The 23,278-nt window shown below is 71.3% G+C and carries 27 protein-coding genes; 14 read left to right on the top strand and 13 right to left on the bottom strand.

Annotated features, from left to right (window positions below; translation table 11 throughout):
• Positions 1-6: 6 nt before the first annotated feature.
• The 3 genes from HF999_RS14910 to HF999_RS14900 form a co-directional block, all read right to left on the bottom strand.
• On the bottom strand, positions 7-477 hold the full coding sequence (locus HF999_RS14910; protein WP_168546647.1) for a hypothetical protein: 471 nt from the start codon (positions 475-477) through the stop codon (positions 7-9).
• 131 nt (positions 478-608) lie between these two features.
• Positions 609-1,211 carry a superoxide dismutase gene (locus tag HF999_RS14905; protein ID WP_068573585.1) on the bottom strand — a complete coding sequence of 201 codons (603 nt, stop codon included), beginning with the start codon at positions 1,209-1,211 and terminating at the stop codon, positions 609-611.
• Between the two features lie 153 nt (positions 1,212-1,364).
• Entirely contained in the window at positions 1,365-1,517 is a 153-nt protein-coding gene (locus tag HF999_RS14900; protein WP_168546646.1) for a hypothetical protein, read from the bottom strand.
• 299 nt (positions 1,518-1,816) lie between these two features.
• Here HF999_RS14900 and HF999_RS14895 point away from each other — a divergent pair, with 299 nt between their 5' ends.
• The 7 genes from HF999_RS14895 to HF999_RS14865 all read left to right on the top strand — a co-directional run bounded on the left by HF999_RS14895 (position 1,817) and on the right by HF999_RS14865 (position 6,636).
• A complete protein-coding gene (locus HF999_RS14895) occupies positions 1,817-2,215 on the top strand; it encodes a hypothetical protein (protein WP_168546645.1) in 399 nt (132 codons plus the stop codon).
• Positions 2,216-2,259: 44 nt separating this feature from the next.
• On the top strand, positions 2,260-2,679 hold the full coding sequence (locus HF999_RS14890; RefSeq protein WP_168546644.1) for a DUF2752 domain-containing protein: 420 nt from the start codon (positions 2,260-2,262) through the stop codon (positions 2,677-2,679).
• 47 nt (positions 2,680-2,726) lie between these two features.
• Positions 2,727-3,635 carry a S49 family peptidase gene (locus tag HF999_RS14885; RefSeq protein WP_168546643.1) on the top strand — a complete coding sequence of 303 codons (909 nt, stop codon included), beginning with the start codon at positions 2,727-2,729 and terminating at the stop codon, positions 3,633-3,635.
• A gap of 165 nt (positions 3,636-3,800) precedes the next feature.
• Complete coding sequence (locus HF999_RS14880; protein WP_168546642.1) at positions 3,801-4,151, top strand: rhodanese-like domain-containing protein; 351 nt, start codon at positions 3,801-3,803, stop codon at positions 4,149-4,151.
• Positions 4,151-4,981 carry a DUF4328 domain-containing protein gene (locus HF999_RS14875; protein ID WP_168546641.1) on the top strand — a complete coding sequence of 277 codons (831 nt, stop codon included), beginning with the start codon at positions 4,151-4,153 and terminating at the stop codon, positions 4,979-4,981. Before HF999_RS14880 ends, HF999_RS14875 begins: the two co-directional genes overlap by 1 nt.
• On the top strand, positions 4,966-5,724 hold the full coding sequence (locus HF999_RS14870) for a glycerophosphodiester phosphodiesterase (RefSeq protein ID WP_168546640.1): 759 nt from the start codon (positions 4,966-4,968) through the stop codon (positions 5,722-5,724). The genes HF999_RS14875 and HF999_RS14870 overlap by 16 nt, the downstream gene beginning before the upstream one ends.
• Before the next feature lie 9 nt (positions 5,725-5,733).
• Complete coding sequence (locus tag HF999_RS14865) at positions 5,734-6,636, top strand: DUF5926 family protein (protein ID WP_168546639.1); 903 nt, start codon at positions 5,734-5,736, stop codon at positions 6,634-6,636.
• A 1-nt stretch (position 6,637) separates the two neighbouring features.
• Here the strand turns inward: HF999_RS14865 and HF999_RS14860 are convergent, their stop codons facing one another.
• From HF999_RS14860 to HF999_RS14850, 3 genes are all read right to left on the bottom strand, one after another.
• Complete coding sequence (locus HF999_RS14860) at positions 6,638-7,297, bottom strand: TetR/AcrR family transcriptional regulator (protein ID WP_168546638.1); 660 nt, start codon at positions 7,295-7,297, stop codon at positions 6,638-6,640.
• A gap of 9 nt (positions 7,298-7,306) precedes the next feature.
• A complete protein-coding gene (locus HF999_RS23045; RefSeq protein WP_312854151.1) occupies positions 7,307-8,755 on the bottom strand; it encodes an LCP family protein in 1,449 nt (482 codons plus the stop codon).
• A 191-nt stretch (positions 8,756-8,946) separates the two neighbouring features.
• The gene (locus tag HF999_RS14850) at positions 8,947-9,726 is read right to left on the bottom strand and encodes a CPBP family intramembrane glutamic endopeptidase (RefSeq protein WP_168546636.1); all 780 of its coding nucleotides are present in this window, start codon (positions 9,724-9,726) and stop codon (positions 8,947-8,949) included.
• Between the two features lie 66 nt (positions 9,727-9,792).
• Here HF999_RS14850 and HF999_RS14845 point away from each other — a divergent pair, with 66 nt between their 5' ends.
• Positions 9,793-11,253: an NCS2 family permease gene (locus HF999_RS14845; protein ID WP_168546635.1), complete on the top strand. Its 1,461-nt coding sequence runs from the start codon at positions 9,793-9,795 to the stop codon at positions 11,251-11,253.
• A 12-nt stretch (positions 11,254-11,265) separates the two neighbouring features.
• On the opposite strand, the gene HF999_RS14840 is transcribed toward HF999_RS14845, so the two are convergent.
• Positions 11,266-11,934, bottom strand: coding sequence for a hypothetical protein (locus tag HF999_RS14840; protein ID WP_168546634.1), 669 nt, complete (start codon positions 11,932-11,934; stop codon positions 11,266-11,268).
• An 80-nt stretch (positions 11,935-12,014) separates the two neighbouring features.
• On the opposite strand from HF999_RS14840, the gene HF999_RS14835 reads away from it, so the two are divergent.
• Both HF999_RS14835 and HF999_RS14830 read left to right on the top strand, forming a co-directional pair.
• A complete protein-coding gene (locus HF999_RS14835) occupies positions 12,015-12,581 on the top strand; it encodes a TetR/AcrR family transcriptional regulator (protein ID WP_210733823.1) in 567 nt (188 codons plus the stop codon).
• Entirely contained in the window at positions 12,578-14,107 is a 1,530-nt protein-coding gene (locus tag HF999_RS14830) for an MFS transporter (RefSeq protein ID WP_168546632.1), read from the top strand. Before HF999_RS14835 ends, HF999_RS14830 begins: the two co-directional genes overlap by 4 nt.
• A gap of 16 nt (positions 14,108-14,123) precedes the next feature.
• Here HF999_RS14830 and HF999_RS14825 read toward each other — a convergent pair whose 3' ends face one another.
• Complete coding sequence (locus tag HF999_RS14825) at positions 14,124-15,149, bottom strand: endonuclease domain-containing protein (RefSeq protein ID WP_168546631.1); 1,026 nt, start codon at positions 15,147-15,149, stop codon at positions 14,124-14,126.
• A 173-nt stretch (positions 15,150-15,322) separates the two neighbouring features.
• On the bottom strand, positions 15,323-16,057 hold the full coding sequence (locus tag HF999_RS14820; RefSeq protein WP_168546630.1) for a DUF2470 domain-containing protein: 735 nt from the start codon (positions 16,055-16,057) through the stop codon (positions 15,323-15,325).
• 90 nt (positions 16,058-16,147) lie between these two features.
• Here HF999_RS14820 and HF999_RS14815 point away from each other — a divergent pair, with 90 nt between their 5' ends.
• Positions 16,148-16,543 (top strand): hypothetical protein, encoded by a 396-nt coding sequence (locus tag HF999_RS14815; protein ID WP_168546629.1) that lies wholly within the window; start codon positions 16,148-16,150, stop codon positions 16,541-16,543.
• 9 nt (positions 16,544-16,552) lie between these two features.
• Here the strand turns inward: HF999_RS14815 and HF999_RS14810 are convergent, their stop codons facing one another.
• Entirely contained in the window at positions 16,553-17,524 is a 972-nt protein-coding gene (locus HF999_RS14810) for a hypothetical protein (protein ID WP_168546628.1), read from the bottom strand.
• Positions 17,525-17,618: 94 nt separating this feature from the next.
• Between HF999_RS14810 and pheA the strand changes: the two genes are divergently transcribed.
• Together pheA and HF999_RS14800 are read left to right on the top strand one after the other, a co-directional pair.
• Positions 17,619-18,551, top strand: coding sequence for a prephenate dehydratase (gene pheA / locus HF999_RS14805; RefSeq protein WP_168546627.1), 933 nt, complete (start codon positions 17,619-17,621; stop codon positions 18,549-18,551).
• Positions 18,548-19,177 carry a histidine phosphatase family protein gene (locus tag HF999_RS14800; protein WP_168546626.1) on the top strand — a complete coding sequence of 210 codons (630 nt, stop codon included), beginning with the start codon at positions 18,548-18,550 and terminating at the stop codon, positions 19,175-19,177. The genes pheA and HF999_RS14800 overlap by 4 nt, the downstream gene beginning before the upstream one ends.
• A 28-nt stretch (positions 19,178-19,205) precedes the next feature.
• Here HF999_RS14800 and HF999_RS14795 read toward each other — a convergent pair whose 3' ends face one another.
• Together HF999_RS14795 and HF999_RS22610 are read right to left on the bottom strand one after the other, a co-directional pair.
• On the bottom strand, positions 19,206-19,550 hold the full coding sequence (locus HF999_RS14795) for a metallopeptidase family protein (RefSeq protein ID WP_168546625.1): 345 nt from the start codon (positions 19,548-19,550) through the stop codon (positions 19,206-19,208).
• Positions 19,551-19,552: 2 nt separating this feature from the next.
• Positions 19,553-20,560 carry a septum formation family protein gene (locus HF999_RS22610; protein ID WP_168546624.1) on the bottom strand — a complete coding sequence of 336 codons (1,008 nt, stop codon included), beginning with the start codon at positions 20,558-20,560 and terminating at the stop codon, positions 19,553-19,555.
• A gap of 87 nt (positions 20,561-20,647) precedes the next feature.
• Here HF999_RS22610 and serS point away from each other — a divergent pair, with 87 nt between their 5' ends.
• Complete coding sequence (gene serS, locus HF999_RS14785; RefSeq protein ID WP_168546623.1) at positions 20,648-21,901, top strand: serine--tRNA ligase; 1,254 nt, start codon at positions 20,648-20,650, stop codon at positions 21,899-21,901.
• A gap of 165 nt (positions 21,902-22,066) precedes the next feature.
• Here the strand turns inward: serS and HF999_RS22605 are convergent.
• A partial coding sequence (locus HF999_RS22605) for a hypothetical protein (RefSeq protein WP_246207866.1) occupies positions 22,067-23,278 on the bottom strand: 1,212 nt, incomplete at its 5' end.

Genomic DNA, 23,278 nt, shown 5'->3' with positions numbered 1-23,278 from the left:
TGGGGATCAGAGCCCGTTGGGGGTGCCGCCGACGTCGGTGATCTGCCAGTTCCGCTTCTTGTCGAGTGTGACCTCGTAGACGGTCAACACGTCCCGGCCCTGCGGTGCCTGCACGTTGGTGGCGTGCACGGAGACGAAGCACCTGGCCTTCCACACGTCGTCACCGACGTGCCGGACCTCGGCGCCGCTCAGGCTCGCGGTGGACACCCACTTGAGCGGCTGGAGCAGTTCCCGCATGGCGTCGTAGGTGTCTGCGAGCTTCGTCGACAGCTCAGGAGACGTACCGCGGACGAGGCGTGCGCGCCACGGCGCGAGATCGCGGTAGTCGAAGGTCACCGCGCCGACGGCGTACTGCTCGCACGCGATCCGGCGCGCGGTCGCCTCGTCGCCGGGGGCGGGCGCGGCGTGGGCGACGGCCGGCGCGAGGACGGCGACGGCGGCCACGGAGGTGAGGGCAGCGGTGACACGGGGGAGCATGGGAGACCTTTCAGATACGTGGGTTGTGGGCTCACGGTAGCGAATGGCCTCGCACTGCGCAGCACGCGCAACGACGAAACCCCGCCGGCGCAGTGCGCTGGACGGGGTTCCGAGGCTGAGGAGATACGGACTCAGGCGGTGGCGGCGGCGTAGCGCGCAGCGACATCGTCCCAGTTCACAACGTTCCACCAGGCCTTGACGTAATCGCCCTTGACGTTCTTGTACTGCAGGTAGAAGGCGTGCTCCCACATGTCGAGCTGCAGCAGCGGAGTGAGGGCCTCCGAGATGTTGCCCTGCTGGTCGGTCAGCTGCTGGATCACGAGGCGCTGCCCGATGTGGTCGTACGCGAGCACGGACCAGCCGGAGCCCTGCAGCGTCATCGCGACGGCGTTGAAGTGCGCCTGGAACTTGTCGAAGCCGCCGAACTGGTCGTCGATCGCGGCGGCCAGGTCACCGACCGGCTTGTCGCCGCCGTTGGGCGACATGTTCTTCCAGAAGATGGAGTGGTTGGTGTGGCCACCCAGGTGGAACGCGAGGTTCTTCGAGAGCAGCGGCGCCTTGGTGGCGATCGAGCCGTCCTCGCGGGCCTCGGCGAGCTGCTCGAGAGCCTGGTTGGCGCCGGCCACGTACGCGGCGTGATGCTTGCTGTGGTGCAACTCCATGATCTCGGCCGAGATGTAGGGCTCGAGAGCGCTGTAGTCGTAGTCGAGGTCCGGCAGAGTGTAGACGGCCACGTCTTTCCCTTCGATAGCGAGGACGATCGTCCCCTGATTGGTCCTACGTTACTGGTCCAGCTTTTCTTATCTGGAATGGTTCCGCAATAAGGATGGCCGAATGCGCATGAAGTGCTGTTGAGGTTCGCGCCGGTCGAGCCGCCTGCCGGAGTGTCAGCCCAGGGCGATGATGAGCACGAGGGCGAGCGCCAGCACGGCGACCGTCAGGCCGGTTCGGGCCAGCGAACGCGAGAAGTGCACGGTGCATGAGCTGCGCGCCGCCGCGTCCGCGCCCGTGGCGATGGATCGTGTGTGCCTGACCGTCATCGCGCCGCCTTCCGTGCTTGCAGTTGTGAACTCTGTCACAGCTGTGGTGTGGACCACCATAGCCGACCTACACGGACGTAGGAAATCGAGTCTGATACGGCGTCCCGTTCAATCCGCCCCGTGGCCGAAGCGCCGGAATGTCCGATGTTTGTTGTTCATTCAAGCGAATGTGACGTAATAGACCGTAGGATTGCCTTACGGCGCTCACCTGCAGCGCGGCACCCACGTTCGATAGAATCTGTCATGGTTTCTATCGAACGTGCTTGGAATCCGTCGTGTTCGGACGGATCATGATTGGCATGACCGGATTCAGCATCGGAGTGCGCACCCAGCACCCGCACGCTGGTCGGGCCGGCCGCATTCGCACCCTCGTCGGCGGCCGCCAGACCCGCGCCGACATCGTCGTGTCGATGGCACTGCTCATCGCCTCGTTCACGGCGACCATCGCCAACCTCGTGCTCGCAGTGGCCGCGCTGCCCTCGTTCCGCGACTGCGCGGCGATGGCCTGCAGCTACGGCGGCGACCTCGACGTCCTGGCGATCACCTTCCTGATCTCGCTGCTGCTGGGCACCACCTTCGGTGCGCATGCGGTGCTCAACCTGCTCAACCGCCGCTTCGCCTGGGGCTACGCGGCGCTGGACGCGCTCGTCTCGCTGGGCTGCCTGTTCGGCGGCCTGGCCTGGATCACCGCTGCCTGATCGGGCCCGGGCCCCGTCGGCCACGGAGCGCTAGCCTGGACCCCATGACGGCCACCACCTCACCCGCCCGGGGGAGCCTGCGCGCCGCGGCCGGCCCCCTCGCCACGGCGGCGGCCGTGGGCGCGACCGCCCTCGCCCTGCACCTGCGCGACCCGCATCAGCAGGGGAGCTGGGGCGTCTGCCCGCTGTACGCGGTGACCGGCCTCTACTGTCCGGGCTGTGGCGGCCTGCGCGCCGTCAACGACATCACCAACGGAGCCTTCGGCGCCGCTCTCGGGTCGAACGCGCTCGTCTACCCCGCAGCGGCGATCGTGGTGTGGTTGTGGATCGGGTGGCTGGGCAGGAAGGTCGGCTTCCGGGTCCCGTCCCTGCCGACGAACACCTATCTGTGGGTCACCGTCGGCGTCCTGATCGCGGTGTGGACGGTGGCCCGCAACCTCCCGGGCTCCCCGCTGGCGCCCTGACCTGCGTCGTCGCCGCGTCGTCGGTGCTTGCCGCTACCGTCGGGGCCATGAGTCCTCTCGTGACCGATCTGCAGGACGCGGCCAAGGCCGCGAGCCACCGCGTACGCGCCGCCCTCGGGCAGGCCGGGGGCGTGGTCCCCGTCGTCCGCCTGGAGGGCCCGATCGCCGCGCCCGCGATGTCCGGCGGGCTCGGCCGCGGCGCGCTCAACCTGGCCGGCGTCGAGCCGGTGCTGCGTCGGGCCTTCGAGACCGACGACGCCGTCGCCGTCGCACTCGCGCTCAACAGCCCCGGCGGCTCGCCGGCCCAGTCCGAACTGATCGGAACCCGCATCCGCCAACTCGCCGAGAAGCATGAGCTGCCGGTGCTGGCGTTCTGCGAGGACGTCGCCGCGTCGGGTGGCTACTGGCTGGCCTGCGCCGCCGACGAGATCTTCGTGACCAGCACGTCCATCGTCGGATCGATCGGCGTGATCTCCGCGGGCTTCGGCGCGAAGGAGCTCATCGGCAAGATCGGCCTGGAACGGCGGGTGTTCACCGAGGGGGACGCGAAGCATCGCCTCGACATGTTCGAGGACGTCCGCGAGGGCGATCTCGAGTGGCTGCACGGCATCCAGGGCGACATCCACACCGCCTTCCGCGAGTGGGTCGTCGATCGCCGCGGCACTCGGCTGGGTGAGGATCCCGCCCTGTTCACGGGCGAGGTCTGGATCGGCCGCAAGGCCGTCGACCTGGGCCTCGCCGACGGCATCGGCACCCTGCGCGGCGTCCTCGCCGACCGCTTCCCCGACGCGGAGATCGAGGCCATGCACACCCCGAAACCACTGCTCGCCCGCCTGCTCGGCGGCAGCACCGCGGTCGACGGGGCGGGGCTCGCCGCGTCGATCACCGCAGGGGTGCTCGACGGTGCGCTGTCGGGCCTCCAGCGCCGCGGCCTGTGGGCGAGTTACGGATCCTGACGTGATCGATCCACAGGGCGACGGATTCGCACTGGTGAAGCACGCACCTCACAACCCTCAACCTGTGGATGAGCCTGTGGAAACTGTGGATGGCGCGTCTCCGGCGCGTGCCCGGCGCGGTGATTTCTCCGGGATGCCCGCCCCCGCGCGTGGAAGACTGGTGGCATGACGGACTACTCCGGCGACGGCCCGATCCCCGTCGACGCGCTTCCCGCTGATGTGGCCGCTGCCTCGACGATCACCCTGCTCGACGTCCGTGAACAGGACGAATGGGACCTCGGCCATGCGCCCGGCGCGCAGCACATCCCGCTGGCCGAGTTGCCGGTCCGGTTCGCCGAGCTCGACCTCGACTCGGAGGTGCTCGTGATCTGCCGCGGCGGTGGGCGGTCGGAGCAGGCGGTGCGGTACCTCGAGACCGTGGGGATCGAGGCCGTGGTCGTGGACGGGGGAATGATCGCGTGGGCGTCGTCGGAGCGCCCCGTCGTGCGTGCGGACGGCACCCCGGGGGCCGTCTGATGCACCCGACCCCGGCCCGCACCGAGGCCCCGCGTCGGCGCATCCGCTGGCTGGCCCGACGCCCGCCCGAGACGCTCCCGGTGCCGAGGCGGGCACCGTCGGGCCCGAGGCCGACCCCGCGCTACCCGGCGGTCCCGCGCTGGGGTCTGCGGCAGGACTTCACGCCCGCGCCCGCCGCGCCGGTGAGCACGGCGCAGGCCGCGGCGGACGTCACGCCCTTCGTGCTCCGGCTGACCACGGTGATCGTCTTCGTCGCCGCCGCGGCCGAGGCGCTGGCCTACCTGCTGCTGGTGATCAACCGGGCGGGGCCCGTGCCCGGCGCTCTCGCGATCGCGGCGACCGTCGCCGTGTTCGCCACGGGGTGGCTGGCCGTGCTCGCCGTCCTCGCGCTGGTCGCGGTGCTCGCGCTGTGGCTGCAGGCGGCCCGGGCCCGGGCCTTCGACGAGCTGGGCACCCGCGAGCCGCGGCCCGTCTGGCAGCTGTGGGTGTACTGCCTGGTCCCGGTCGTGAATCTGGTGGCCGCGCCGGTGCTGGTGCTCGAACTGGTCGACGCGCAGCGGCGCGCGGGCGGCGCGAGGACGGATCGTCGCGCGATGTTCATCCGGCGCTGGTGGGGCGCGTGGATCGCGCTGACTATCGTCACCGTGGCGTGCACGGCGTACACCCTCGCGGCCGGCGGCCTGCAGCACGGCGCCGATGCGATGGTGTACACCACGCTGACCTACCTGCTGTCCGGTGCGTTCCTGCTGGTGACGGCGCGGTTGGTGCGCATGATCGACGGGGGGCCGACGGCCCGCGAACAGGAGGAGACGCGATGGCTGGCGGCGTAGCAGGGGTCGTGGCGCACCGGGGAGCGAGCGGCGAGTACCCCGAGCACACCATGAGCGCGTTCGAGGCGGCCGTCGCCGAGGGCGCCGACGCCATCGAGTGCGATGTGCGGCTGACCAAGGACCAGCACCTCGTCTGCCTGCACGACCGCACCGTCGAGCGCACCTCCGACGGCACGGGTGCCGTCTCCGAGCTCGACCTGGCCGACCTCAAGGCCATGGACTTCGGCTCGTGGAAGCGGCCGGGCAAGCCGGAGCCCGTCGTCACCCTCGACGAGTTGATCGAGCTGGCGCGCACGTCCGGGCGGAAGCTGTTCGTCGAGACCAAGCATCCGGTCCGGTTCGGCGGCATGGTCGAGCAGAAGCTCGTCGCCGCGCTCCAGCGCCACGGGCTCGCCAAGCCCGACGACCTGCGGGACGCGCCGGTCACCGTCATCTCGTTCTCCGGCTCCGCGATCTGGCGGGTGCGGCGCAACGCCCCCGGCGTGCCCGCGGTCCTCCTCGGCGAGGCCTCGCGGCTGCTCGGCGGCGGCGCGGCCACGGCGGTCCGCGCGCAGGGCATCGGACCGTCGGTGGAGTCGCTGCGGGAGCGTCCGGACACCGTCGCCAAGGCGCGCGCCGCCGGCCGCTTCACCTACTGCTGGACCGTGGACTCCGAGGTCGACGTCGCGCTGTGCAATGGACTCGGCGTCGAGTGGATCGCGACCAACCACCCGGCGCGGACGCGGTCCTGGCTGCGCGGATAGGCTTCCGGCATGGGTAGACGCGAACGCAATGCCACTCCCCGCGAGGGATCCAACCGTGCCGAGAAGCTGGCCGCGCAGCGCGCCCGCACCGAGGCCGCCGAGGCCGCAACGGCCCGCCCGTTCGAGGGCCTGGCCGCCGAGTGCGACATCGTCGCGCTGCGCCAGTTCGTCCCCAGCGCCACGGCCCCGCTGAAGGTCGCGGGCGCGAACCGCGAGGTCCGCCTCGCGACGGTGCTCCCGGGCGCCGCGTACGCGCTGGTCCGCGAGGAGGCCGACGGTGTCGTCGGCTACGCCGCGCTGCAGACCGCCGCCCGGCCGACCGCGCCCGGCGCCGCCCTCGCGGGTGCCGCCCGGTTCGCGGCGGACGCGCCCGCCGGGGAGGCCCTGTCCGAGACGCCCGACGGTGCGCTGCTCGAGGTCCTCGACCCCGCCGCGCAGCTCGAGATCACCGTGCACAAGGACTTCGACTGGTGGCTCGCGGGAACCGACGGTGCGGACGCGCAGACCCGACAGCTCGTCGAGCACGCCAACTCGCTGATCACGCCCGCGGCGCGCCTGGACCTGGGCGCCGACGGGATCGGCGCGCCGTGGTGGGCCGACACGGGCTCCAAGGCGCACCTGCGCTGGGTGCACCCCGCGCCCGAGGACGAGCTCATGGCCGCGTTGGCCCGCGTGCACGCCGCCGGCGGCTTGACGGTGGGCGAGGGCTCGCGGTTCGCCGGCTCGTTCCGGTCCGACGGTCTGCTGGTCCCCGTCTTCGACCTCGACCGCGAGTCGCACCCGGACGAGTGGGTGCCGGGCACCGTCGAACTGGCCAAGCGCCTGGCGGAGGCTCTGGCCGACGACTCCGAGCTCACCGCCGCGCAGCGGCGCTCGCGTGACGGCCTGCGCGGCCGACAGGTGTCGCTGTAGGTCAGCCCGGGAAGCGGTCGCCGAGGGCGCCGTGGAGGTAGGCGGTGATCGTGCTGCGGAAGTCGTAGGTCGCGCTGCTGGGGTCGAGGGACCCCAGCGCGCGGGCGAGCCGCGGACGGTCGATCACGTGCTGCGGGATCTCTCGCTCGTACCAGGGGGTCGACGTCGGGCGGGCGTCGCGCAGCGCATGGTTGGTGCGAACGGTGACCTCGCCGATGACGATGCGCCACAGACCCAGCAGCAGATGCAGCGACTCGTCCTCGGGGATGTCGAGGCGGTCGGTGGTCTGCAGGAACTCGTCGAAGGACCACGCCGAGTACGCGTCGATGATCTCGTCGCCGGCGAGGACGTCGATCACCCACGGGTGCTCGGTGAGGTGCTCGACGACCGCGAGCGGCAGCTGGACCAGGCGCTCGCGCGGGTCGTCGGACAGTTCGGGGATCGGCGTGTTCCAGGACTGGTGCTCGAGCACGGCGCCCAGGAGATCGTTCTTCGAATCGAAGTAGTGGTAGATCCCCATCGCGCTGATGTCGAGCCGCGCGGCGAGGGTCCGCATGGAGAACTTCAGCGGCCCCTCGTTGGTGAGGATGTCCGCGGCGGCCGCGACCACCTGCTCGCGGTTCACCTTCGGCGGACGGCCGACGCGGCCGCGTTCAGTCATGTCGCCACCTTATCCGGTTCCGGGGGGCCCGCTCAGGAGACGATCGGGAATGGGCTGGTCGGCGGCGAGGAGCCCGAAGAACTCGGTCGTGTTCTTGCCCCACGCGAGTGCGTCCCCGTCGCTGGTCGACTCGCTGCCGGCCGTCGGCGTGGTGGTGGTGACGGTGCCGGACCGCAGAGCCCAGGCGAGGCGGCCCAGGTCCCACAGGTGCGTGCCGGTGTCGACGGTGAGCGCGTCGGCGACGGCGTTCGACAGGCCCCACAGCTCGAACGGGTTGATCAGCGTGGTCGGCGAGGTCGCCTCCTTGAACAGCGCCGACATGAACTCGCGCTGGTGCACGACGCGGTCGAGGTCGGCGTTCGGCGTCGCGCGGGTGCGGACGTAGCCGAGGGCCTGCGCACCGTCGAGCGTCTGGCAGCCCGCCTTGAGACGGATGCCGGCCTTGGGGTCGTTGATCGGGTACTTCGGGCACATCTCGACGCCGCCGACCGCGTCCACCATGTTCGCGAAGCCGCCGAAACCGATCTCCGCGTAGTGATCGATGTGCACGCCGGCCGCCTTCTCGAAGGTCTTGACCAGTAGTTGCGCGCCGCCCGCGTCGCCGGCGCCGGAGGTGCTGCCGAAGAAGTAGGCGGCGTTGATCTTGTAGCCGCCCTGGCCCGGGATCTGTACGAACAGGTCGCGAGGGATCGAGATCAGCGTCGCGTTCCCGGATTCCGGGATATGCACCAGCATGATCGTGTCGGTGCGGGCGCCGCCGAGGTCGCCGCCGGTGGCCAGCGCCTTCTGCTGCGCGGGCGTGAGGCCCTCGCGTGCGTCGGTGCCGACGAGCAGCCAGTTGGTACCCGGCGTATCGGCGATCCGCCCGGAGTAGGCCGCCAGCGCGTCGATCCGCTTGAGCTTGCCGTCGAAGTAGAAGGTGCCCGCGACCGTGCTGACGAGGAGGAGCACGACGAGCACCGCGAGCCATCGGAACGGGTGCAGCTTGCGTTTGCGGCGCACCTTCTTCGGTGCGGGGGCGTGCGGGTCCGGGGCGGCGGCGGACCGCCGGCCCCGGTCACGGTCCTTGGCACGAGGAGGGCGCGGCGGCGGCGGAACGCGCCCGCCGCTACTGCCCCGGGCCCCGACGGTGCGCAGGGCCTCGCCCGCGGGTAGCGGCTCGGGGTCCTGGCGGGGAGCCCAGTCCTGACGGGGCTGCGGCGCCGGCCGCTCGACGCGGGTGGCGCGGGGCCGGGATGCGCCCGGCTGCGGGCCATGCGGCCCCGGCTGCGCGCCCTGCGGAGGTAGCGGGCGCCGGGGCGGCTGCTGCGGGGAAGCCGCGGGCCGCCCGCCCTGCTGCGCGCGCGGGATGCCCTGCGGGTGCCGGGGCGCGCGGGAACGCGGATCGTCCTCCGGCACCTGCGACCAGGCGAGGTTCGGCTGCTGCCGGTCCCGGCCGCGAGGTCGTTCGTCATTCACGTCGTCCGACTGTACGGGCCGCATCTGAGAATCAGGTGGTGTTCATGGCCGGGTCGCATGCCGGGACCGGTCCCGGGGTGCAGACGTGGATACCCGGTTGAGCGCTGAGATCTCGCGCTCAGCGGCGGCGCTCCGCGTTCGTGTAGGTCACACGAGACCGGCGCCGCTGGGACCCACATTTCAGCGGGGCGTCACCGTAGGAAGCCGAGGTGCGGTCGCAGGAGCGCATACCCGACGAAGGCGACCACGTCGAGCAGGAAGTGGGCGATGACCAGCGGCCACAGCCTGCGCCACCGGTCGTAGGCGGCGCCGAAGACCAGGCCCATCACCAGGTTCCCGAGGCCGGCGCCGAAGCCCTGGTACAGGTGGTAGCTGCCGCGGAGCACCGCGGCGGACGCGACGGTGCCCGCGCGACCCATCCCGAGCTGCCGCAGCCGCGTCATGAAGTAGCCCACCACCACGACCTCCTCGGCCACGGCGTTCCCGGCCGCGAGCAGGACGTAGGCGAGGATCCGCCACCACTGCACGTCGCCCGAGGCGGGCACCACGCTGGCGGTCACACCCAGCGCCCGCCCCGCGGTGTACAGCGCGAGGCCGGGGATCCCGATGAGCGCGGCCAGTCCCGTGCCCAGCCCGATGTTGCGCATCAGCGCGGCGCGCGGGCCGCGCAGCGCGAAGCCGATGTCCGAGAACCCGATACCCGACCGGATCAGCAGGTAGAGCGCCAGCGCCGCCCAACCGAACAGCTGCACCGCGCCGAGCGCCTGCAGCAGGAAGTCGATGATCGCGTGTGGGCTGCGGACGGGGTTGAGAGTCACCGTCGTCGATCCGACCCCGGCCCCGAGCTGGTAGCCGATCAGCCGGACCAGCGAATACAGCCCCGACCAGGCGAAGGTCACCGTCAACACGATCGCGACCTCGGCCCGCAGGAGGCGGCGATCGCGCGGCTGCGCGGGTTCCGGGACGGTCACCGAGCCACCTTAGCCGGACCGTTGTACGATTCGCGCAAATCCTGCCGCCGATGAAGGGGAACACCAGTGTCCGCTCCCACTGAGTCCCGCCTGGGGCCTCTCGACCGGTTCTTCCACATCACCGAACGCGGCTCGACGGTGCCGCGCGAGCTCCGTGGCGGCCTGGTCACGTTCTTCACGATGGCCTACATCGTGGTGCTGAACCCGATCATCATCGGCGGCGTCGTCGGGCAGACGAAGAACGTCGACGTGCTCGGCCACGTGCTGCCGACCGCGCAGGTCGCGGCCGTGACGGCCCTCGCCGCGGGCGTCATGTGCATCGCCTTCGGCGCGATCGTCAACTATCCGTTCGGCATCGCCGCCGGCCTGGGCGTCAACAGCCTGCTCGCGGTGACCATCGCGCCGCAGGTCACCTGGCCCGAGGCGATGGGCCTGGTGGTGATCGACGGCATCATCATCGTCATCCTCGGCGTCACGGGCTTCCGCACCGCGGTGTTCCGCGCCATTCCCGCCGAGCTCAAGGCGGCCATCGCCGCCGGCATCGGCTGCTTCATCGCCTTCATCGGCCTGGTCGACGCGGGCTTCGTCCGGCGCATCCCCGACGCCGCGGGGACGACGGTGCCCGTCGGCCTCGGCATCGGCAACTCCGTGGCCGCGTGGCCGACGGCGGTGTTCGTCTTCGGCGTCCTGCTCATCGGGATCCTCGTCGTCCGCAAGGTGCCGGGCGCGATCCTGCTGGGCATCGTCGTCACCACGATCGTGGCCCTGATCGTGCAGAAGGTGGCGGGCCTGGGACCGTCGTTCAAGGACCCGCACGGCTGGAGCCTGAACATCCCCGAGCTTCCGTCCTCGCTGGGCGGGATGCCGGACCTGTCGCTGGTCGGCGAGGTGGACCTGTTCGGTGCGTTCACCCGGATCGGCGTGCTCGCGGCGTCGGTGCTGGTGTTCGCGCTGGTGCTGTCGAACTTCTTCGATGCGATGGGCACCATCACCGGCCTGACCAAGGAGGCCGGGCTGATGAAGGAGGACGGTTCCGTCCCGAACATCGGCAAGGCCCTGGCGGTCGAGGGCGCGGGCGCGATCGTCGGTGGTGGCGCCTCGGCGTCGTCGAACACCGTGTTCGTGGAGTCGGCGTCCGGCATCGCGGAGGGCGCCCGGACGGGCCTGGCGAACATCGTGACCGGCGTGCTGTTCCTGCTCGCGATGTTCTTCACCCCGCTCTACGAGGTGGTGCCGTCCGAGGCCGCCGCGCCGGCGCTGGTGATCGTGGGCGCGATGATGATCGGCCAGCTGCGCGACATCGACTGGTCGCGGTTCGACATCGCCCTGCCGGTGTTCCTCACCGTGGTGTCGATGCCCTTCACCTACTCCATCGCGAACGGCATCGGCATCGGCTTCATCACCTGGGTGGTGATGGCCGTGGCGCGCGGCAAGTGGCGGACGATCCACCCGCTGCTGTGGATCGTGGCCGCGCTGTTCCTGCTGTACTTCGCGAAGACGCCGATCGAGACCCTGTTCGGGATCTGATCTCCGGGAACGCTATTCGACGGTGCGGTCCGACGGCTCGGGGGCCCGCCCCTCGGTCCGCGCCGCGGCCTTCTGCGCCCGGGACTCCTCCTTGGCGGCGATCTTGGCCTGCTTCGCCGCGGCCTTGTCGGCCGCTTTCTGGAGCTTGCGCTCCTCGCGCCGCTTCCGGTGGACCTTGACCGCGATCGGGATGGCGATCGCGAGCACCACGCCGATGATCGCGCCCCACAGCGTGGCGCCGCGGAACATCGGTGCGTCCACGTTCATCACGTCGCGCCCGGCCTTCGCCGCGTTGCTGACGCCGGCGGCGATGCTCGCCGTCATGAGGTTCGGGAGGGCGATGATCACCGCGAGGATGGCGGCGGCCGCCGCCAGTTTCGGCGACCGGCGGATCCGCTTGACCGCGAACAGGAGCAGCAGGAGCGGGATCAGGGTGCACAGGATTCCGAATGTGAGGCCGAGGCCGGTGCCGGTGATCATGCTCTTGTTGACCCATTCGCCGACCCGTTGGGCCCACCAGCGGGGGATCACCGCCGCGCCGATCGAGTAGACGATCACCGCCACGACGGCGACGCCGACCCATATCGCGACCTGCTGTGCGCCCTTCTTGGCGATCTCACCTGCGCGTTCGCCGACCGGCTTCTTCTCCGTCAAAGCCGATTCAGGCTCGGGTGTCGTCATGGTCACAATCTAGTACCTGTCGCCCCGTTCCAGCTAATGTACATTTGTACATGTACAGCCGTCCGTCAGGAGTTCCGAGCATGACCGCCACCCCCCGTCGCCGCGACCCGGAGCGCCGCCGGCGCGAGATCATCGCGGCCGCCGCGGGCATCGTCGTGGAATCGGGTCCGGACGCGCTGACCCACCGGAAGGTCGCCGCGCGGGCCGGGGTGCCGCTCGGCTCGACCACGCAGTACTTCGCCACGCTCGACGATCTGCGCGCCGCCGCGATGACATCGGTGGTGGAGGACGCGGAGCGCTGGCTCGAGGAGCTGGAGGCCGAGTTCGTTCGGGAGGGGGCATCGGCCGCCGTGTACACGGCGTGGCTGTACCGCTATCTCGAGGACACCCGCCTCGTCGGTGCCGACTTCGCCGTGACCTGTTCGGCGCCCCTGCATCCGGACCTGCGAGCGCTCGCCGTCCGGTGGGAGAGCGACTTCCTCGCGATGCTGGAGCGCTACATCACCACCGAGAGCGCCGCGGCCGTGTCGATGCTCTCGGACGGCGCGATCATGCAGACGGCACTCGCCGAAACCCCTTCGGAGCGAAGGCTCCTCGACCGCGCGATCGCGGCGCTCTGGACGGCTCGACAGGAGAGCACGACATGACCGACCTCTCGACCGCGCCCGCGATGTCCGCGACGCGGCGCTGGGCCGCGGCACTGCTGCTCTCGGCGAGCCTGCTCGTGATCACCGTGGACATGACGATCCTCAACATCGCGGTCCCGGACCTGGCCGCCGATCTGCGGCCGACGGCGGCCGAGCAGCTCTGGACCATCGACGTCTACTCGCTCGTGCTGGCCGGGCTCCTGGTCTCCACCAGCTCGCTGGGGGACAGGTTCGGCCGCAAGCGCATGCTGCTGCTGGGCTACGTCGTCTTCGGGCTCGCCTCGGCGCTCGTCCTGTGGGCGCAGACGCCCGCCCACGTGATCGCCCTGCGGGCGGCCCTCGGCGTGGGCGGCGCCATGATCATGCCGACCGCCCTGACCATGCTGCGCGTGATCTTCACCGACCCCGCCGAGCGGGCGAAGGCGCTCGGCCTGTGGGCCGCGGTGTCCGGCGTGGGCGCAGCCGTCGGGCCGATCGTGGGTGGCGTTCTGCTGGAGAACTTCTCGTGGCGCGCGGCGTTCATGGTCAACGTCCCCGTGATGGTGATCGTGCTCGTCATCGGGTTCTTCCTACTGCCCGAGTCGAGAGTCCCCGCGCGCGGCGACTGGGACTGGATCGGCGCGCTGATGTCGATCGCCGGCATGGTCGCGCTGGTGTGGTCGATCAAGCGGTTCGCGAAGGACCACAGCCTGCTGTCGGGGCCGGCGCTCGTCGTGCTGCTGTTCGCCGTCGTGGTGCTCGGGCTGTTCGTCCGGCGCTCGCTGCACCGCGAACATCCCCTGCTCGATGTGCGGCTGTTCCGGCGGCGCCAGTTCTCGGCGGCGATCATCGCGGCGCTGGGCGTCGTGTTCGCGATGGCCGCCGCGCTGCTGCTGCTCGCGCAGTGGATGCAGCTGGTCGCGGGCTACGGGCCGATCGAGACCGGCGTCCGGCTGCTCCCCATCGCCGTCGCGGCCGTGGTGGCCTCGCTCGCGGCCCCGTGGCTGGCGAGCGTCCTGAGCGCCCGCACCGTCCTCGCCGGCGGCCTGGTCGCGGCGGCGATCGGCATGCTCCTCCTCGCGGCTCCCGCGCACCTGGACTACGCGCGCCTGGTGGCGCCGCTGATCCTGGTCGGCGTCGGGATGGGCGGGATGACGGTGGCCTCCGCGATGATCATGTCGGGGACGCCGGAGGAGAAGGCGGGCAACGCCGCCGCGCTCGAGGAGACCTCGTACGACTTGGGCAACGTGCTCGGTGTCGCGATCCTTGGCAGCGTTGCCGCGATGCTGTACACCTCGGACGCGGCGTTCGGCGGCGTCCCGGGCGTCGACGGGGCGACCGCGGATGCCGCGGGCGAATCCCTCGGCGCCGCAATGGCCATCGCGCAGCAGACGGGCAACGCCGAGCTCTCGCACCGTGCGGCGGAGGGGTTCACCGCCTCACTGCAGGTGACGGGTCTGGTCGGCGGGGTGATCCTGCTCGCCGTCGCGATCAGCGTGTACGCGCTGACCCCGAAGGACACCGACATCACGGTGCAGGCGCACTGATCGTGGGTCCAGTTGTTCACGATTTCGGGTCCTGGTGATCCGGAGGTGGCAGGAGCGCTTCCGACGCGCTGGACGCCGATATCGTGAGCGGCCTACGCCGGGGCGCGCGGTGGCGACGTGCGCGCACGATGGTCATGATCTCCGCGAACACCGTGTCCCAGCGGAATAGCAGGTCGTCGTAGTCGAACCGCAGCACCCGGTAGCCGGCCAGGACGGCGATCCTGTCGCGCCGGTTGTCCTCTGTGCGCTGCTCGTTGTTGTGATGCTCCTTGCTGTCGCACTCCACGATCAGTCGCTCGCCCACGAGGAGGTCGACGCGGCCGAGATCCTCGATCTCGACCTGGCTGCGCACCGTGACGTGCGCGTTCTGCAGGCGGATCCGGGTGACGGATTCGCTACCGGAGCCCGCGAGCGGATCCAGCCGGTCGAGGAGCCTGCGCACCCGCTGCGGTGCGCCCTCGAAGATCTCCCGCAGATCCTCCTCGCTGTACGGGTTCGGCATCCGCAGCGTGGAGTCCAGGACCGCTACCAAGTAGTCGTCAGAGAGGCAGTGCGCCGCGTGCTGCAGCGCCACGGCCAGCGGGTCGATCGCCCGCGTCGGCGTGCGCACCCCACGGTGCGAGTGGCAGCGGTGACGCCTGTCGGTCGTACCCGGGGAGGCCGCCGTCCCGTGGCTCGCTCGCTGTCGCGCTTCGCGGCCGGCCTTCGCCCGGCCGGCCTTCGCCCGGCCGGCCTTCGCCCGGGCGGGCGGAGCGAGATGTTCCGGCCAGCGGATGTGAGTTCGCGTGATCCCGGGCGGAACCCACACGCCCGGTGTGAACTTCACCGCGGAGACGCACGTCAGGGTGCCTCCGTTGCGTACCGCGGCGACGACCGCGGAGTCCGCTACGGCGGTCGCGTACCACCCGCGCCGGATCACGACGAGAACGCGGGCGTGCCGCAGCTTGCTGATCTCGCGCGCGTCGGCGCCGAGCGTTATCAGCCGTGCCCGGGAGATGACGCCGGCGTCGGCGTGCTCGGCGATGAGTGCGATCAGATCCATGTCGCAACGGTGCCCCGCAGGTCGCACCGCAACGCCGCTGAGAAGCCCGGCCATCCCCAGTTCGCGTACGAAACGTCACCCGAGCACCGAGGTGGTTCACAATCTCGGGTTTCTGCGGGCCAGAAGTGGTGTGTGCACGCGCTGCGCGCGACAACCCGAAATCGTGAGGCGAATCAGCCGGCGCGCAGGCCGTTGAGGAACGGGCAGCCGAGCAGGATGCGGATGCCGCGCTGCAGGGCGGCCATGTCGTCGGCGGGCTGTTGGAAGTTCAGCCGCACGTCCACGTCGGAGAGCTCGTGGTGCTCGGCGCGCAGGCGGATGCCGAACCGGTCGATGCCGAGCAATCGGACCCGGTGGTTGCGAAGCCTGCCCGGCAGGCGGCGCGCGAGCTGCCCGACCATCTCGGGGTGCCCGGACTCGACGTGCGCAAGCCATGCCGACTCGAAGCCCGCGAACGGATCCGGCTGTGCCTGCGCCAGTTCCGAGCCGGACACCGATGCCGCACCGGCGGTATCGGCGAGCACTGCGTTCTCGATGGGCATGACCAGCAGTCGGGCGCCGTTGCCCACATCGAGCAGTGCCTCGAGCGGGTTCTCGACGGCGACCCGGGCGGCGAGCGCGGCACCGTCGGACACCTCGGACAGCCGGCCGGAGAGCCAGACGAGGGAGCGGGTGCGCTCGCGCAGCGCCAGCGGCGAGATGTCGTTGATCTCGACCATGGCGCGCGCGCCCTCGAGCCAGGGCGCGTCGTCCGGAACGGCGACGACGAGCCGGTCGTCGAGCACGTGGTGCAGGGCCAGCGTGATCGGCTCGTAGCCGTCCGCGACGAGGACCGCGGCGTGGGGGACGGCCGCGACTGTGCGGACGCGCTCAGCCGGGGTCGGCTCGACGATGGTGGGGGCACTCATGACGGCTCCTCTCGCTCGATGATGATGGGTATGAAGGTAACCCTAACCTAATGCGAGAAGCAACCCCGGGCAAGGGTTATGGTCGAGGAGATGGCAATCGAACTGGAGCTGCTGGCGCCCCCGCGCGAGCCGATGTCCCTGGTCGACGGGTTGGCCGTGGCGGCACCGTCGGGCCTGCAGAGCTGCGCCTACGCGCCCGAGGATCCCACCGCGCTCGCGGAGTTCCTGGTGCGGGGCGTGCACGACGAGGGGCCGGGTTTCGAGATCGCCGTCGCCGACGCGGAGCAGGCGATCGCGGTGCTGTGCGCGACCGTCGCCGCGCTGACGGGCGGCGGCATCGAGGCCGCCGCGTCCGCCCCCGACGAGGCGCGATTGGCCGCCCTCAACCCGATGGCGCAGGACGCCGTCCGGGAGCGGCTGCGGCACATCGTCGCGCCCGACCCGCAGGCCGTGACCGACCGCCTGCACGCCCTCGGGTTGCGGTAGCGGCCTGCGCTAGGACACCTGGTCGACGGGGACCGTCCACGCGGTCCGGCAGACCTCCTGCGTCGGGGACAGGCTGCCGCGGTCGAACCACTGCTGCGCCGTCGCCGCCTGGACCTTCGGGCCGTCCGTGCCCTCGCCGAGCAGGGTCCAGGTACGGGCCTGCGCCGATGCCTGGCCGATATCGGCCCGGGTGATGCCGTGATCCACCAGGCGCTGCATCGTCGCGCCCGCGAGGCACAGGGTCTGCGCGTGGCCGCGCTTGCGGTATTCGATGCCGAGCGGGCTCGCGCCGTCCACGGATCGGATCAGTGCGGCGGTGTCGGCCGCGATCCCCGCGCGGTTCTCGGCGCGGTCGGCGACGGCCATCGAGAGCCACTGCAGCAGGTGCGGCGCCTGGTTGCCGGCGCCCTCGATCGCGGCATCGATATTGAGGTAGATCTCATCGTTGCAGGTCCCGAAGGTGGTGATCGGCTCGCCGGCGAAGCAGCCGGTGCCGGGCGGCACGTCGTCGGGGGAGCTGAACGGGCGGATCGTGGCGGCCCGCAGGTGCCACACCGTCTCGAGGCAGACGGTGCCGGTCCGCGCGAACGCCTCCACCGATTCCCGGGTCGCGGCGAGCGGCGGGAGCGCGCAGCCGGGTGGCGAGACGAGCGCGGTCGTGAAGACGGTGCTGCCGGTCACCTGGGCGACGCTGGGGGGACGGGGCGGGGACGTCGCGGTGCCGATCGGCGAGGCGATATCCGAACGGCCCGGCTTCGACACGGCGGCCCAGGCCACGGCGCCGGCGACGAGGACGACCGCGATGATCAGGGCGGTCCACCCGGAGCGGCCGAGGCGCCGCGGGTTCCGGACCTCGCCCGTGCCGTAGAGCCCGCTCGCGTACGGGCTGCCGGTCGGCATCCGATTCGAGCGCCACGGGCTCGGCCCCGTCGGCGCCGGCCCGGAACTGATCCGATCCAGCGGGTTCTCGTCGTGCGACATCCCACCCCCGTCTCTGCAAGAACGAAATAACTATACTGAATCGCGCGCGGGTCGACCACCGCGGACAGCGGGCGATCTCGGCTAGGCTCGTGGCGTGACGCGCATCGCCTACTTCGGACCCGAGGGGACCTTCACCGAGATGGCGCTGCTGCAGTGCCAGGACCTCGCCGCGCGGGGGGCGATGTCGGTGCCCGGGTTCGACCTCGTCGGGGCGGAGCGGATCAGCGCCCCCAGTCAGGTGGCCGCGCTGCAGATGGTGTCCGACGGTGCGGCCGACCTCGCCTGCGTGCCCATCGAGTCATCCGTCGAGGGGCCGGTGACGCCCACGCTGGACGCGCTGGGCTTCGGTGCGCCGCTGCAGATCTTCGCCGAGACGGACCTCGCCGTCGCGTTCTCGATCGCCTCGCGGGTACCGCTCGCCGAGGCGCGCACGGTGGGCGCCTACCCCGTCGCGGCTGCGCAGGTCCGGGCCTGGCTGGCCACGAACATGCCGCAGGCGCAGGTGGTTCCGGCCGCCTCGAACAGCGCCGCCGCTCTCGACGTCGCGGACGGCCGCATCGACGCGGGTGTCACGACCGCACTCGCTGCGCGGATGTACGGCGTGCCCGAGGCCGCGACGGGCGTGGCGGACGTGCCGGACGCCCGCACTCGGTTCGTGCTGTGCGGCAAGCCCGGTCCCGCATCGCCGCGAACCGGCAGCGACTGCACGGCCGTGGTGATCGACGTGCCCAGCAGGCCCGGTTCGCTCGCGCTCGCGATGGCCGAGTTCGCCCTGCGCGGTGTCGATCTCACCCGCATCGAGTCGCGGCCGAAGCGGACCGTGTTCGGCAGCTATGTCTTCCACTTCGACTGCGTGGGCCACATCGACGATCCCGCGGTGGGGGAGGCGCTGCGCGCCCTGCACCGGGTGTGCAACGAGCTGCGGTTCCTGGGCTCCTGGCCCCGGCCGGGCGGGCCGGGCACGGCCCCCGTCGACCCGGGTGACTCCGAGGCCTGGTTCGACGGGCTGCGCAGGGGCGAGCGATGACGGGGCTGTTGCATCTGGTCCGGCACGGCCAGACCACCGCGAACGTGGCGCGGACCCTCGACACCCGCCCGCCGGGCGCTCCGTTGACGCCCGAGGGCGCCGAACAGGCCAGGATCTTCGGCGCCTCGCGGCCGGACGCCGCGCCCGCGGTGCTGCTCAGCTCCATCGCGCGTCGCGCTCAGCAGACCGCCGGGCACATCGCGGCGGCGTGGGGCATGCCGACCGCCGTGATCGACGGCGTGCACGAGGTGCAGGCCGGCGACCTGGAAGGGTTCAACGACGAGGACTCGATCGCGGTGTTCCAGGACGTCGTGAAGCGTTGGTACGCGGGCGAATCCACCGCGGCGATGCCTGGCGGCGAGTCCGCCGACGATCTGCTCGCCCGCTACCTGCCCGCCCTGGACGCCATTCGCGCCGAGCATCTTCCGCACGGCGACGCCTACCTCGTCAGCCACGGCGCCGCCATCCGGCTCGCCGGCTTCCGCCTGTCCGGGGTCGACGGTGCCTACGCGCACAAGCATCATCTGCCGAACACCGGCGAGATCGTCCTCCGGCCGGTCGACGGCGGCGCATGGGAGCTCGTCAGCTGGGCCGACGCACCGTCGCACCTGGACCCGATGGGCTGACATCGGACTCGACCCGGACGGGCGAGGGTCAGGCCCAGCCCAATTCGTGCAGTCGGTGATCGTCGATGCCGAAATGATGGCCGATCTCGTGCAGCACCGTCACCCGGATCTCGTGCCGGAGCTGCTCCTCGGTCTCGCAGATGTCCATCAGCGCCTCGCGGTAGATCGTGATGGTGTCCGGCAGCGTGCCCACGTAGTTCCAGTCGCGCTCGGTGAGCGCGATGCCCTCGTACAGGCCGAGCAGCGTCGGCTCGTCCTCGTTGCGGTCGCGGACCAGCACCACCACGTTGTCCATCGCCGTCGCGAGCTCGGGCGGAACGTCGTCGAGGGCGTCGGACACCCAGTCCTGGAACGCGCGGCGGGAGACGTGCACGACTACCGCGGTCCGGTCGAGGGCTCGGCCGGCTTCGCGCCGGGGAAGGTCGGCATCACGGGCGGCTTGCCGTCGATGAGCAGGCCGGGGGACTTCGCCGAGCCGGTGATCGGCGTGTAGGTCGTCGTGTCCTTCGACGAGGCCAGGAAGCAGATCACCGAGCGCGAACCCGCGGTCCACGACGGCTGCGACAGCGTGTTCCACGCCAACTGCAGCCCCGACTTGCGCAGCCCGTCCTGCGACCCGAACCACCCCGTCGTGCGCGACGGGCAGATCCGGCCCAGGTAGTCCTCCTGCTGCTGCTTCGTGGGCCACGACGCATCCGGGAACGCCTGCCGCAGGTCGATCACGGACGTGACCTCGAGCGCGTGCGGCTGCGTGCATTCGACGGGGCCGGTCGGCTTCCCGCGATCGCTCACGCCGATGCACGTGCCGGGGGGCCAGGTCAGCGACTGGTCCTGGTTGACGACCTTGCCCTTGACCTCGAGCGCGTTGCCGGCACCGTCGGCCACCTGGATGCCGCACCGCATGGTGCGATCGCCCGACTCCCACGCCTTCTGGCCGGCGGTGAGCAGATTCGTCTGGAACCGGCCCATCGGGTCGAGCCGCTTGCCCAGGTACTCGGTGACCACGGGCGGGCACAGCTGATCGCGCTGCGCTGCGATCGCCGATTCCGAGGGATACGGCGCGTCCGCGGGCAGCGTGTGCGCGGGCTCGCCCGCGACCTCGAACCTGTGCGACTCGAGGCAGTCGACGGGCGCCATCGTCGTCGGATCCTTGTCCCAGGTCAGGCATGTACCCGGCTTCGACCGGGCGAGGACGGTGCCGCTCGCCACGAGGCGCGGCCCGTTCTCCTCGTTCTTCGGCTCGAACGCGCCGGTGGCGAACAGCACGCCGCCGACGGCGAGCGCGCCCACGATCACCGCGGCCAGAACGGCGCGCACGGGCAGGGCGCCGGCGCGGCTGGTCCGCTCGGCGGGTGCGGGCTGGGTATCGGTGTCGTCGGCCATCGCCTCCCATCATGCCTGGCCCGGGCCGCGATGGGCGCACGGATATCGATTGGGGTGCGGCGACGGTGCCGTAATAGGCTTGCCCTCGTGATCGACGTCAAGCTGGTACGCGAGAACCCGGACCGTGTACGCGCCTCGCAGCGCGCCCGTGGAGAGGACCCGTCGCTGGTCGACGCGCTGCTGTCCGCGGACGCGGACCGTCGGGCGGCGGTGCTGGCGGCCGACACCCTGCGCGCCGAGCACCGGGCCTCGTCGAAATCGATCGGCAAGGCGGCGCCCGAGGACCGCCAGGCCCTCGTGGCCGCGGCGGGCGAGCTCGCCGCGCGCGTCAAGGAGGCCGAGGCCGAGCAGACCCGCGCCGACGAGGCCTTCGACGTTCTCGCCCGGAAGATCGGCAACATCATCATCGACGGCGTACCCGCCGGCGGCGAGGACGACTTCGAGGTACTCGAGCACGTGGGCGCGGTCCCGGAGATCGCGGATCCGAAGGACCACCTGGAACTGGCCGAGGGGCTGGGCCTGCTCGACATGGAGCGCGGTGCCAAGGTCTCGGGCTCGCGGTTCTACTTCATGACCGGCTACGGCGCCCTGTTCCAGATGGCGCTGCTGCAGCTCGCGGTGCAGAAGGCCGTGGCGAACGGCTTCACCCTGATGATCCCGCCCGTGCTGGTCAAGCCCGAGGTCATGGCCGGTACCGGCTTCCTGGGCGCGCACGCCGACGAGATCTACCGCCTCGAGGCCGACGATCTGTACCTCGTGGGGACCTCGGAGGTGCCCCTCGCCGGGTACCACATGGACGAGATCCTGGACCTGTCGAACGGGCCGGTGCGCTACGCCGCGCAGTCGAGTTGCTTCCGGCGCGAGGCCGGCTCGTACGGCAAGGACACCCGCGGCATCATCCGCGTGCACCAGTTCGACAAGATCGAGATGTTCGTCTACTGCAAGCCCGAGGACGCCGAGGCCGAGCACCAGCGCCTGCTCGACTTCGAGAAGGAGATGCTCGCGGCCGTCGAGGTGCCCTATCGGGTGATCGACGTGGCCGCGGGGGATCTCGGCTCGTCGGCGGCGCGCAAGTTCGACAGCGAGGCGTGGGTGCCGTCGCAGGGCCGCTACCGGGAGCTCACGTCGACGTCGAACTGCACCACCTTCCAGGCCCGCCGGCTCGGCATCCGGTACCGCGATTCCGACGGTAGGCCGCAGGTCGCGGCCACGTTGAACGGAACGTTGGCCACCACGCGCTGGCTCGTCGCGATCTGGGAGAACCACCAGCAGCCCGACGGTTCCGTGCGCGTGCCCGCGGCGCTGCAGCCCTTCATCGGGACGGACGTGCTGCGGCCGTAGGCCCTCGCAGGGTGCGTGAGAGCGCTCGCGAGCCGCGCTCGTCCATCATCGAACGCAGCTCTCTCGGATTCTGTCCGCTACGGACACGCTGTCCGTGTCGGACAGAATCCGAGAGTCGAGTGGACGACGTGGTGCGACTCGGCTCGGCGGCCGCGGTCGGCCGGCTCAGACCTCGATCTGCTCGGCCAGCTTGGTGAGGCGGAAGCGGGCCATCGCGAGGTTCGCGCGCGAGCGGTCCAGCACCAGGTAGAGGAACAGGTCGTCGGTGCCCTGGTTGATCGGGCGCACGATCTGGTACTGCGTGCCGAGGGTGATGAGGATGTCCTCGATGTGATCGTCCAGGTCCAGATCGCCCAGCGTGCGGCTCATCGCCTGGACCAGCGCCGAATTGCCCGCCGCCGCGACCTCGAGGTTGAACTCCGCGGGATTGCCCGCGGTCGCGAGCGCCATGCCGCTGCTCGCGTCGACCAGCGCGACGCCCAGCGCGCCGTCGATGGCCATGGCTTCGTTCAGGGACTCGTTGAATTCGGTCATGTCACCGGGGTCCTTCGCTTCGTACTGTGCCTGGCGGTTCTGCAGATGCTGCAGGGTCTCGGGGTCGACATAGGAGTCGTCGATCTGCGTGTACGGGTACGGATCGATCGCGAGCGGCTCCGCGAAGGTCGGGCGCGCCTGCTCCTTCGCCTCCGCGGCCTCGTCCGCGTCCGCCGACTCGTCGGCCTCGTCGAGCTTCACAGCCTCGTCGGCCTCCGCAGCTTCGTCGACCCCCGTTGCCTCGTCGACCTCCACGGCCGCGGTGTCCTCGGACTCCCCGGTCTCCGCGACGTGCGCCGCGTCCACCTCGACGTCCACCACCTCGACGTCGATGTACGACTCGTCCGGCTCGTCGAGGGTCTCGGACTCCGGGTGCGCCTCGAAGGTCGCCTCGAAGGTCTGTCCGTCCTCGTGCCCGGCCTGCGGCCCGGCCTGCGGCGCCGCATCGGCCCAGGCGTCCTCCGCACGGCTCTCGGCGCGCGGCTCGAACCGCGGCGGCGCGAACTGATCGAAGCCGCCGTCGAAGCCGGTCGCGGCGGTACTCGGCGGCGCCTGCGGCCCCGCCGGCGCGCTGTAGCCGATGTCGCCGACGACGCCCGCCTCGTAGGTGTCCGACGCGGGCTGCACGCCCTGGAAGGTCTCGGACGTGAGCGGGTCCGTCAGCGGGTCGGGCTTGCTGCGGCCCGCCTCGGGCGCCGGACGGCCGGGCCGGGGGGCCGACGGTGCCGCGGCGGGCTGGACCGACGGCGATCCCGGTGCCAGTGGCGGCGCGCCCGCCGCGGCGCGCGCCGCCTCCTGCGCGGCGACCTGGACCTCCGGAGGCGGGATCACCCGCGGGCGGCG

Source organism: Tsukamurella spumae, from assembly GCF_012396015.1.
In the GTDB taxonomy this organism is placed as follows: Bacteria; Actinomycetota; Actinomycetes; order Mycobacteriales; family Mycobacteriaceae; genus Tsukamurella; species Tsukamurella spumae.
Note: the sequence above shows the minus strand (reverse complement) of the source record. Positions and strands in the feature narration are given on the sequence as shown.

Coding starts and splice junctions, on each gene's coding strand:
- HF999_RS14860 (WP_168546638.1), bottom strand. CDS start 7,297: ATGACTGAACGCGGCCGCGTCGGCCGTCCGCCGAAGGTGAACCGCGAG.
- HF999_RS14800 (WP_168546626.1), top strand. CDS start 18,548: ATGACGGGGCTGTTGCATCTGGTCCGGCACGGCCAGACCACCGCGAAC.
- HF999_RS14815 (WP_168546629.1), top strand. CDS start 16,148: ATGGCAATCGAACTGGAGCTGCTGGCGCCCCCGCGCGAGCCGATGTCC.
- HF999_RS14900 (WP_168546646.1), bottom strand. CDS start 1,517: ATGACGGTCAGGCACACACGATCCATCGCCACGGGCGCGGACGCGGCG.
- HF999_RS14810 (WP_168546628.1), bottom strand. CDS start 17,524: ATGTCGCACGACGAGAACCCGCTGGATCGGATCAGTTCCGGGCCGGCG.
- HF999_RS14840 (WP_168546634.1), bottom strand. CDS start 11,934: ATGACGACACCCGAGCCTGAATCGGCTTTGACGGAGAAGAAGCCGGTC.
- HF999_RS14865 (WP_168546639.1), top strand. CDS start 5,734: ATGGGTAGACGCGAACGCAATGCCACTCCCCGCGAGGGATCCAACCGT.
- HF999_RS14895 (WP_168546645.1), top strand. CDS start 1,817: ATGACCGGATTCAGCATCGGAGTGCGCACCCAGCACCCGCACGCTGGT.
- HF999_RS14875 (WP_168546641.1), top strand. CDS start 4,151: ATGCACCCGACCCCGGCCCGCACCGAGGCCCCGCGTCGGCGCATCCGC.
- HF999_RS14885 (WP_168546643.1), top strand. CDS start 2,727: ATGAGTCCTCTCGTGACCGATCTGCAGGACGCGGCCAAGGCCGCGAGC.
- HF999_RS14825 (WP_168546631.1), bottom strand. CDS start 15,149: ATGGATCTGATCGCACTCATCGCCGAGCACGCCGACGCCGGCGTCATC.
- HF999_RS14910 (WP_168546647.1), bottom strand. CDS start 477: ATGCTCCCCCGTGTCACCGCTGCCCTCACCTCCGTGGCCGCCGTCGCC.
- HF999_RS22610 (WP_168546624.1), bottom strand. CDS start 20,560: ATGGCCGACGACACCGATACCCAGCCCGCACCCGCCGAGCGGACCAGC.
- HF999_RS14835 (WP_210733823.1), top strand. CDS start 12,015: ATGACCGCCACCCCCCGTCGCCGCGACCCGGAGCGCCGCCGGCGCGAG.
- HF999_RS14870 (WP_168546640.1), top strand. CDS start 4,966: ATGGCTGGCGGCGTAGCAGGGGTCGTGGCGCACCGGGGAGCGAGCGGC.
- HF999_RS14890 (WP_168546644.1), top strand. CDS start 2,260: ATGACGGCCACCACCTCACCCGCCCGGGGGAGCCTGCGCGCCGCGGCC.
- HF999_RS14880 (WP_168546642.1), top strand. CDS start 3,801: ATGACGGACTACTCCGGCGACGGCCCGATCCCCGTCGACGCGCTTCCC.
- HF999_RS14830 (WP_168546632.1), top strand. CDS start 12,578: ATGACCGACCTCTCGACCGCGCCCGCGATGTCCGCGACGCGGCGCTGG.
- HF999_RS14820 (WP_168546630.1), bottom strand. CDS start 16,057: ATGAGTGCCCCCACCATCGTCGAGCCGACCCCGGCTGAGCGCGTCCGC.